At 65.0% G+C, this 6000-nt stretch carries 7 protein-coding genes; 2 read left to right on the forward strand and 5 right to left on the reverse strand.

Features of this window, described 5'->3' with window-relative positions; translation table 11 throughout:
- Positions 1 to 83 precede the first annotated feature (83 nt).
- The 5 genes from AC1DWT_RS36150 to AC1DWT_RS36170 form a co-directional block, all read right to left on the reverse strand.
- On the reverse strand, positions 84 to 458 hold the full coding sequence (locus AC1DWT_RS36150) for a WhiB family transcriptional regulator (protein ID WP_206015715.1): 375 nt from the start codon (positions 456 to 458) through the stop codon (positions 84 to 86).
- Positions 459 to 537: 79 nt separating this feature from the next.
- Positions 538 to 1140, reverse strand: a complete 603-nt coding sequence (locus tag AC1DWT_RS36155) for an RraA family protein (RefSeq protein WP_206015714.1) — start codon at positions 1138 to 1140, stop codon at positions 538 to 540.
- A gap of 138 nt (positions 1141 to 1278) precedes the next feature.
- Positions 1279 to 1935, reverse strand: a complete 657-nt coding sequence (locus AC1DWT_RS36160; protein WP_206015713.1) for an RraA family protein — start codon at positions 1933 to 1935, stop codon at positions 1279 to 1281.
- Positions 1936 to 2087: 152 nt separating this feature from the next.
- Positions 2088 to 2759 carry an RraA family protein gene (locus AC1DWT_RS36165; RefSeq protein WP_206015712.1) on the reverse strand — a complete coding sequence of 224 codons (672 nt, stop codon included), beginning with the start codon at positions 2757 to 2759 and terminating at the stop codon, positions 2088 to 2090.
- 312 nt (positions 2760 to 3071) lie between these two features.
- Positions 3072 to 3968, reverse strand: a complete 897-nt coding sequence (locus AC1DWT_RS36170; RefSeq protein WP_206015711.1) for a LysR substrate-binding domain-containing protein — start codon at positions 3966 to 3968, stop codon at positions 3072 to 3074.
- Positions 3969 to 4347: 379 nt separating this feature from the next.
- Here AC1DWT_RS36170 and AC1DWT_RS36175 point away from each other — a divergent pair, with 379 nt between their 5' ends.
- Both AC1DWT_RS36175 and AC1DWT_RS36180 read left to right on the forward strand, forming a co-directional pair.
- Complete coding sequence (locus AC1DWT_RS36175) at positions 4348 to 4821, forward strand: RidA family protein (RefSeq protein ID WP_206015710.1); 474 nt, start codon at positions 4348 to 4350, stop codon at positions 4819 to 4821.
- Entirely contained in the window at positions 4818 to 5840 is a 1023-nt protein-coding gene (locus tag AC1DWT_RS36180) for a threonine ammonia-lyase (RefSeq protein WP_206015709.1), read from the forward strand. The genes AC1DWT_RS36175 and AC1DWT_RS36180 overlap by 4 nt, the downstream gene beginning before the upstream one ends.
- Positions 5841 to 6000: the final 160 nt, after the last annotated feature.

Raw genomic sequence — 6000 nt, forward strand, 5'->3', positions numbered from 1 at the left:
ATTCTGATCGACAGTCCCATTCCACAGGGCTCGGACTTCGCGCAGGTGCCCCCGCCCTGCCGAATAGTTGCACCCGCCGCAGCTCAGGGGGCTTCGTGCAGGACGGCTCGGCCCGGTGCCGGACACGTGGCTGAGATCTTCATCGGGCGCCGCTTCCCGGGGCTCTGCGTGGGTTCGGGTGGCCCGTCACGGTGACGCCTCTCGCCCTCGGAGGTGCCACCCCACACTCCGTAGCGTTCCCCGACCGACAACGCGTGGCGAAGACACTCGCTCTGCACTGGGCAGCTGCCACAGAGTGCCTTCGCCACTCGTTCTCTCCGAATCCGTTCCGCTCGCGTCTCGCCATCACACGAGAAGAACACGTCAGCACCGAGGGATCGACAGCGTGCGCGCAGTTGCCAGTCCCACCAGTCGGTGCAGGCGTTCAGCGGTGCGATCAGTCGAGAGAGCGAAGACACGGTGCTGCCCCTTCAAGCCTGATGATGCCCGCCAGTAGGGAGCTGCCGGGTACTCCCCACCGGTTCCTGGACGGAGTTCTCAGCGTGCAGTGGCGAAGTTATACACCTCGAGGGTGGTTTTGCCTGCTCGCAGTTCGTCGAAGATGCGTTTCTCGTCGGCGACGCGTGCATCCGAGCGATCGAGGACGTCGGTGACGTGTTCGAGCGGGATGGCGACGACACCGTCCGCATCTGCGACAACGAGATCCCCCGTGGTGATCCGAACCCCGCCCACGGTGATCGGTACCCCGAGACCGCCCTGATAGTCCTTGCGGGTGCCGACGATCGAGATCCCGCGCGAGAAGACGGGGAAGTCGATGCCGGCGAGTTCGACGGTGTCCCGGACGCCACCATCGATGATCAGTCCCAGCAGACGGCGCTGTTGGGCGGCGACGGCGAGCACCTCGCCCCAGTGGCCGTGTTGCGCGCCACCGAGATCGGCGACCAAGACGTGACCTGCGGGGGCKGCGGCCACCGCGTTGTGCAGGGCCAGGTTGTCACCGCCGGCGCCCTGGACTGTGTATGCCGGACCGGCGACGCGGGCGCCGGTCCACGCGGGCCGGATGGCGGGATCGAGGGCGATATTCAGCTGGGAGGCTTCGTAAATGGTGGCAGTGGCGTGATCGCGGGCRTGGTCGGTCATGGTTGCTTCCTGTGAGAGCGAGATTGAATGGGCTGTCGCGTTTGTTGTGGAGACTGCTTCCGGCCGAGACGGCGATGATCGGTCCAGATCGGCACGGCCACAACTATTCCGGGCCACTTGGTCTGTCTGGTGCCCTCATCATCCTTCGCGTCCGGCCAGGCGCGCATCACGCATGGCGTCGGGTAGGGCGGTGCCGGATCGCAGATCTTCGGCGATGGACTCCTCCCGGGCGGCGATGCCCTGYGCCGCCTCGAGTACCGCCTCGGCATGTGCACGGGGAACGAATGCCACACCTGTTTCGTCGGCGATCACGATGTCTCCCTGCGATACTCGAACTCCGGCGACGCTGATCGGCTGCCCGGCGGACTGCTGCTGGATTCGGCCGCGTGCGGTAGCTGGGATTCCACCGCGCGCGAAAACGGGGAATCCGAGTGCACGCGCCTCACCGATGTCGCGGCAGCTACCGTCGGCGATGGCGGCGCGTACGCCCCGAAGACTGGCACCAAGGCTGAGCAGCCCGCCCCAACATGACACATCGGTGCGGCCGTCGTTGGCGACCACGATGATCTCGTCCGCACCGGCGGTGGCCACCGCGGTGGTGGCGATGTGGGCACCGCTCGGTCCCGGCGTGTAGGGCTCCAGCTGCACGGTCGAGGCGAAACCGACCACCGTGGGATGCCCCCATACCGGTGCGATGCCCCCGATTCCGCTGGGCAATCCCTGACTGTCGAGAGCATCGCTCACCGCGGCACTGTCCAACTCGGCGAAGGCCTTCAAAAGCACCGGGTCACTCATCTGTTTCATCCCATCGGTTTGTGGCAATTGGTCTTTGAGTACTGCGAGCTGCTCAGAGGTGAGCGGCGCGCCGCGCTCGGTCATTCATCGCGGCGGCGGCGAAGTTTGCACTTCGGATGCGCCGTTGAACGCCATCACCGCTGCCATGGCGGTCATTGACCCTTCTCCGTGCCGGTCGTCTGCAGGGCGTGATACCCGAAGCGAGTTCGTGCGGCGACGAGTGAGGCGCCGTCCCGTACCGCGTGAACGATCCGCGCTTCGGTGGATTCGATGTGCTCGGCGATGGTGGCGACTTCCTCGGCGTGCTCGATCGGGACGATCACGACACCGTCCTCGTCACCACACACGAGATCGCCGGGGCGAATCGTGACGCCGTCGATCGTGAGCGGTTGCTGGATCGCCACCAGGCGTACGCGGTCTTTCCCGGTGCGCATGAACTTTCCGGCGCACCACATCGGATAGTCGGTCGCATACACCGACGCGGTGTCACGACACACGCCGTGGATCACGGTGCCACCGATGCCTCGTGCCGAAGCGACCCCTGTCATGATGCCGCCCCACACCGTGCAATCGGTGCGGCCGTCGTTGTCGATGACGACGACGGCCCCGGCGGGAACGTCGTCGAGGAAGTCGCCGACGGAGCCGCCGTGCTCACCGATGGGAGCGTAAGCGACGGTGAAGGCCGGTCCGCAGCTCCGTGATGCTTGCGCAAGCGGGCCGATGCCGTGCAAAGATCCAGGGAGCCCCAGCTTGTCGAGGGCGTCGGAAAGCGCGGCGGTCGGCAGCGCCGCGAGCCGCGAACCGAGATCGGTGGGGGTGGGCATACGCGCTGTCCTGTCCTCTCRGTGGAACCGACCGGCCGATCGAAAGATCGGAACTTGTCGCCGTCATGTCCCAGTGGACCCCACCCGGCGCGAACACTGAAGGTCCAATCTGCTCCATCTGTGAGACGTTCAACGTCTTACTGCACGTGGGCCCGCACGCACTGTCTCGCACAGTCGCGGATTTTCTGGTTTTGACCGGAAGAGTTGCACCATCGGGGCGCGGGGAACAGGCATCCCGAACGGGTAGGGCGAATACGGCAGGGTCCGGTCACCGCGGGTGATGACGCCCGGATCGACCCAGCAAAACCGCTGTCAGATATCGCCCACGCATTCGCTGGCCACCTCGACCAGGCGGCTGGTGAGAGGACCGTCGTCTTCGAGGCGTACCACGATGGACAGGCCGGCTATCGGAACCGGGACGGTGAGGGGCCGATAGGTCACGTCCCGCTCGTGCCGCACCGCGGCCTCGGGGGCCAGGCACACTCCGAGGCCGCACCGAACGATATCCAGTTGCGAGGGAATCGTTCGTGCTTCGTGTACAAGGTCTGGGGTGAAGCCGGCCGAATGACACGCGGCGATGACATCATCGTGGAGAAACGGCGACGAGGATCGCGAGATCCATGCCCATGGTGCGTCCCGCAGGGCGCCGAGTGAGATGCGGTCGTCTCGGTCAACGTATTCGCGCTCGGTGCCTGGCGGAATGACCGCAACGAACTCGTCTGAGGTCAGTTTCAGGATGCGCAAACGAGGATCGGTGTGGACTCCCCGCACGAAGGCGGCGTCGCATTCGCGCATGAGGACAGCCGCAATGGCGTAGGCACTGTCGAGTTCTTTTACTCGAAACTCCACCTGGGGAAGGTCGCGGCGATACCGCGCGACGATCGCCGGAAGGAGGTCGGCCAGGGCCAGTGACCCGGCCGCGATCCGCAGCCGCCCTACTCTGCCGGATGCCGCGAACTCGGCCGCTTCCTCGGCTCGGCGCGCCGCGGTTACCAGGTCATGGCAGCGTTCCAGCACGATACGCCCAGTATCGGTCAAGGCTACCGACCTGCGGGTGCGCACTAGGAGAACAACCCCCAACTGCGCTTCGAGGGCCTTGATCGCCTGACTGAGCGGGGACTGCGACATATGCAGCCGTTCCGCGGCCCGGCCGAAATGCAACTCTTCCGCCACGGCGATGAAGTACCGCGCTTGACGTACTTCGAGCACGCGAACCTCCCGATGCTGGCAACAATCGTGTAGTAAGACGCCGAGCATCTCACAGTCGGAGTAGATCAGACCTTCAGTTCTCCCCTTCGCGCTGATTGACTGAGCCTCGACGGAACGAATGTCAACGCCGCATCTAGTGCCGGGTGCTAGACGAATGAACCGTTCGAGCAGAGCGGCACGTGACCGATGCCGTCGCTTGCTCCGATCACTGTGGTGATGCCCTTCAGCGGCGATCGGGTACTACCCGGCGGTCTCCAGATCTCCGCGAGACGGGCGCGGGGCCCTCGCTGCATCAACCACCGCAGGTGGACGCTCCCGGGCGCGAGAGGAAACCTCGCGCTTCACTTTCGCCAACGAACGCACCGAAGAAAGGAACCCCATGACCAATTGGAAGCTGCGACTCGAGGACGCCGGCTATGAGCTGTCCAACCCACCCACTCCGAACGGCCGCTACCGTCCGTTCGTGCGGGTGGGCAACCAGCTGTTCATCGCAGGACAGACTTGTATGCGGGACGGTGTGCTGATCCACCGCGGAACGGTGGGCGTCGACGTGGACATGGACGAAGCACGCCGTGCCGCTGCGTTGTGCGCTCTCAATACCCTCGCCGTCCTCGAGGTCGCCACCGACGGAAACCTCGATGCGGTCCGTGCGGTCAAGATGACAGGTTTCATCCGCTGCCTCTCGGATTTCTCTGCGCAGCCCGCTGTCTTGGATGGCGCGTCCGAAGTGCTCGAGACCGCACTCGGAGACCGGGGCGGACATGTCCGTGCCGCGATCGGCGCATTGGCGCTTCCGCGGAGCGCCCCCGTCGAGATCGAAACGGTATTCGCCTTCGATGGTGAGTTCCAATGACGTCGACGTCGATGCATTCCGACTCCCAGTCGGCGCCGACTATCCTCTCCCTGGACGACATCGAACGCGCCGCGGTGAGGATTGCACCGTATGTTCACCGCACACCGGTCCTGTCCTCCCCGCAATTGGACCAGGCGGTTGCCGCCGCGAGTGTGCATCTGAAAGCGGAAGCCCTTCAGCTCACGGGTTCGTTCAAAGTGCGTGGAGCGACGAATAAACTCCTGACCCTCGACCCGAACGCACGTTCTCGTGGAGTCGTGGCGTTCTCCGCCGGAAATCACGGCCAAGGGGTAGCAGCGGCAGCCAAGATCGTGGGCTGCCCGGTTGTTGTGGTGATGCCCTCGACGGCCCCCGAGATCAAGGTAGCCAACTGCCGCTGGTGGGACGCAGAAGTCGTCACCTACGATCCGGCGACCGAAGATCGAGTCGCGGTGGCGCACGAGTTGGCCGAAGCTCGCGGCATGACCGTGGTGTCCCCGTTCGACGATGTCGATATCATGGCCGGCCAGGGCACTGTGGGATGGGAACTCGCGCAGCAGTTGCAGGAGAAGGGAATCGAGCCGGACATTCTGGTGGTCAATTGCAGCGGTGGCGGGCTCGCCTCCGGTGTGATCACAGCAATGCGCGCACCGTTCCCGCAAATCCACGCGGTCATCGTCGAGCCGACGGGATTCGACAAGATGGCGCAAACGCTGCGTGGCGGTGAACCGCTGACACTGGACAAGCCCTATACCGGTGTTCTCGATGGGATAGGTGGACCGTCCGCGGGTCGACTGACCTCGTCGACGTTGAGATATCTGGGCGTCGACACGGCAACTGTCAGCGATGAGGACGGGCTCCGTGGTGTGCGCGAGGCCTTCCGTTACCTGAAACTGGTGCTCGAGCCGGGCGGAGCCGCGTCACTCGGCGCCGTTCTCGCCGGTTCGGTAGACGTTCGCGATCGGCACGTCGCACTCGTGGGCTCCGGCGGTAATGTCGACCCGGCGGTTTTCGCCCGCGCGATTACCGACAACAACTGAGTTCGATCGGTGACGACGTTGCTACGTCGCCATTTATGCCCTTGCTCGGGCACGCGTCGAAGCCGCGCAGAGCGACTGCGACTCGCTGAAGAGGACCGCTGCCGAACGATGCGGGCTTCCTCGCTGGCGGTCGGCGTGTAGCCGGCGAGCGGGCCGCACC

It is taken from the genome of Rhodococcus sp. P4_B6 (assembly GCF_056402215.1).